Annotated in this window: 1 protein-coding gene; it reads right to left on the bottom strand. The window is 53.5% G+C overall.

Going from position 1 to position 4,037, the window contains the following annotated elements:
* The coding region (locus tag H8L47_RS29040; protein WP_186957318.1) for a tetratricopeptide repeat protein at nt 1–3,654 on the bottom strand (3,654 nt) is incomplete at its 3' end.
* Nucleotides 3,655–4,037: the final 383 nt, after the last annotated feature.

The following is a 4,037-nucleotide window of genomic DNA, read 5'->3' on the forward strand; positions in this document are numbered from 1 at the left end:
GCCTGCGACTTCAACTGAAACTTCCGTTCTCTTGAGGTCGTTGATGGCGTCGATTTCTTTCAGCAACGCCGCTTCTTCTGGACTGACATTCGTGGCTTTTACTGGCTTGGCTCTGCTTGTTGCTGCAGTTGTGTTGGCTGCTGCATATTGTTGCGGCACAGCGACTGGTGCAGCAGTGTAGCTGACCTTGGCCGGGACATAAGGCGCCAGCACCGAGGGTGCATTGCCAGTACCGCCACTGGCATCATAATTACTTCTAGGTGCTGCCTGGTTTTGCAACGGATTATGTTGCACCGGCTGTGTCTGAGTCAGCGGCGTGCGCGAGATATTTGCTGGTGGAATTTGATAGACAGTAGCGGCACCCGTCGCGCTGCTGACATTACCGCTGGAACCGCCCTGCACTGTGCCAGGAGTTGCAGTATTTGCAGCATAGGCTTGCTGAGGTAGTGATGGCAAAGGTGCTGCTGATCTATTCAATGCACTGGCTGGCAATTGCGGAATACTCGCCATCGGTGCTGCAACCACGGAAGCTGGGCTGGCTGCACGGCCTTGCTGTGCCGCAGCCAGGGTAGCAGCGGGCAATTGCGGTATCGCATATTGAGGGGCAGGCTGGGGTGCTTGCGCATATTGTGGTTGAGGCTGCGCGTATTGTTGCTGTGCATACTGCTGTTGAGCTTGCGAGTATTGCGGTTGCACGTACTGCGGCTGAGGCTGCGCGTACTGTGGTTGTGCATACTGAGGTTGTGCATACTGAGGTTGTGCATACTGAGGTTGCGCATACTGAGGTTGCGCATACTGCAGCACTTGCTGCAATGGTACACCGACCGGGGCAAACAGGGCGCTGCGGGAATTCGCAGTTGCCTGCTGCACTGGCACATTATTCACGGCGACGGCAGTTTGCCCCCTGCCATTACGGTCAGTAAACGGATTAACACTGAACTCATTCACATTGGCAGCCGGGGCCTGGGCGACCAGCCGTATACCATTCGCACCCATGCCATTATTTGGCCTTTGCGCCTGCTCCAGCGCCAAAGCCTGGCGGAAGTATTCCAGTGCCTTGCCACTATGACCTTGCGCACGTGCGAGATTGCCAGCCAGGGAAATAAAGCGTGGATTACCAGGCTGTAATTGCATCAGGGTTGTCAGGTGCTGCTCTGCTGTACCAAAGTCTTTGACCTGTATGGCTGCGTACACCAGGGCTTGCAAGACTTCCGGGTTTTCTGGTTCCGACTCCAGCACCCGCTGATACAAGTCTTTGGCTGCATCAGTATCACCTGATGAAGAATAAATGCGCGCCAGAGCAAGCAGCAGCAAACTATCTTCAGGGTTATCCATCAGCATGGGCTGGATGAAATTGAAGGCACTGGCGTAGTCACCTGCTTCGCGTGCGCGCTCTGAATAGCGCATGGAGACGATGCGTTGCAAGTCTTTGTAATCGGTAATTTCTTCTGCTGTCAGCCTGGGCATATCAGTCACCTTGCGCATGACTGCCAGCACTTCTGCTTCCTGGTTGGCGCGCAATAAGGCCATGGCATATTGCAACAACAAACCAGCCTGAGGATTGGGCGCAGTTTCTACGGCCCGCTTGACCAGTGCCAGTCCATGAGCAGGGTCGCCCACCTTCATATGGAAGGCTGCAATAATACCCACGAACTCGGCATTATTGCCTGCCGTGTTTTCTATGATGCCCAACAATTCACGCGCTCTTGCAGTATCGCCACGGTTAACAAAGACATTCAGGCGATCCACCTGCACCCTGGTCCAGAGGCGTTTTTGCAACTCGAACATTTCAGGTTTTCTGGCAGCGGCAGGCAAACGCTCCAGCGTCACCAGCCCCTCCCACCACAATTGCTGCATGGCGCTCAATAAAGCACTGGCATACAGTGCTTCAGCCTGGGGATTTTCTACATTGGCGATGGCATCCATAAGGGCGCGTGCCGCGCCTGGAGCGTTACGGCCCAGATAAATTTTTGCAAGGGCCATGCGCAACCAGGGATTATCTGGCGTCATGAGCACGGCATCTTCCAGGCTGGCCTGCGCAGTTGCGATATCGCCTGCTGCTTCTGCAGCCTTGGCCCTGTCCCATAACTGGGTTGCCTTTAACTCCGACAGTACCGTCATCTGGCGCGGCGACATATAGGCGCTCAACTCTTCCAGATCCTTGATACGTTTTTGCAAAGCCAGAAGACCGATCAGGCTATCGAGTGCGCCCAGATTTTTTTTATCGTCGCGCAAGACCAGCCGGAAATTTGCCTCTGCGCCAACCAGATCATTTTCAGCCTGCAGGGCATCGCCTAACTGCAGAATACCGACCGATTCCTTGGGGTCCATGGCGACAGCCTTGCGCAACAAAGCGATGCCCTTGGCACTATCACTGTCTTCAAACGCGCTGCGTGCATCCGCTATCATGCCCCAGTAATTGGCACGGTCGAAGGCGGGCTTCCATTGATCCTTGCGACTGGCAGGCGACAACTCTACTGCTTTTTGCAGGAGAGTACGTGATTCGATAAATTCATCCTGGCGCATTTTCACCAGTCCCATGCCACCATAACCGGCAGAATCTCTGGGGTGGGATTTAATCAACCCCTGAAATGCTGCTTCTGCCACCTTGAGGTCATTATCGTCCAGGGCCTTGAAGGCGGCGATACGGATTTTCTCCGGGGCATCACCAGTCGTTTTTGCATGTACCTCTGCCTTGGTTGTAGCTTTGGATTCAGCTTTGGTTTCAGCCCTCGCCACGACTTCTGCCTTGGATGCGGATTCTATGCTTTGCTTGCTTTCAGCTACCGCCTTCACCGCTGTGCTCTGCTTTGCTGCCGCCAGCACTTTGGCAGGGTTTGCTTTTTCCTCAGGCACTGCGGGTGCTGCAGGGCGACTTAAACTTGCCAGGCGCTCACTGATGACCTGGTCTTCAGGAAATTTATCGAGATAACGGCGAAAGTGTTTGGCATTTTCATTCTTGACGCCCATCCAGCTCAACGCCTGACGCCATGAGTCACCAGCCTGCTTGCCTACGTCAGCCTTGGCGGTGAGTTGTTCCAGCGCGGCCATGCCCTCAATGCGTGTTGGCTCGCGATACGTCAATACCTGGGCATAAGCCAGGGCATAACGGGTATTGCCTGGGTTTTCCTTGAGTAATTTTTCCAGGCCCCGTTTTGCATCTGAATAACCTGCCTTGGTACCTGCCAGTACCTGGAAATATTCAAATGCGGCGTCGCCCTTCAGCTTGGAGGGATCACCCATTTGCTTATAGGCTTCCACGGCACTATCAGCATCACCCTGCTTGGCCAGCTTGCGTGCTTCCTCCAATTGACCGCCGCCACTACTGCCGTGCAATACGGCATTTTCAGCCATGCGTAGTTGTGAAATACTGGCTTGCGCACCTCTAAGTTTGGAATAATAGGATTTTGCCTGTGCGGTATTGCCTGCCTTTGCCTCGAATAAAACCAGCGCCAGCAAGGCGTCAACATTGGACGGTTCAATTTTTAAAATCTTGCGCCAGGCATCGGCCGCATTTTCATCCTTGCCACGCTGAGCCCAGAATTGGGCCTGTTCTTTCAATTGCTGCGTCAAAGGGGAATTCGCGAGAGCTGTCCCGCTTTCCAGATATGCCGTCAAAAGCGCCAGTACCAGCGCTTTCTTCTTAAAAGTCATTCATGTCCCCTTTTTCACTTCTTAACCAGTGAGCGATTTGACTAGCGATGTCTTATAAACAAACCCTCACTTCACTTGCATTTTGAAGTAAGCCAGCCTAAATAGGAAGTATATGTGTGGCAGGAATTGTAAATCTATTGTAAATCCGATAAAAAACCGTCATATCCTGGCAGATATGACGGTTTTATCTTGTCCTCGCTGGCTATCTCGGATGCTTATTCGGGTGCCAGTTCAGGTGTCTGCGTCAGACGCTTAGTTACCCTGATAGTAAGCCTTGGGAGCGACAGGCGGGAAGCCGACCGGGCTCTTGCGTGGCTCAAAGCTATAGCGCAGATAAACCGCTGCCGAGGTGTCGTTGAAGTCTCCTGAGTTGTCTGCACTGA

Origin of the sequence: Undibacterium umbellatum, assembly GCF_014284125.1 — a bacterium.
In the GTDB taxonomy this organism is placed as follows: Bacteria; Pseudomonadota; Gammaproteobacteria; order Burkholderiales; family Burkholderiaceae_D; genus Undibacterium; species Undibacterium umbellatum.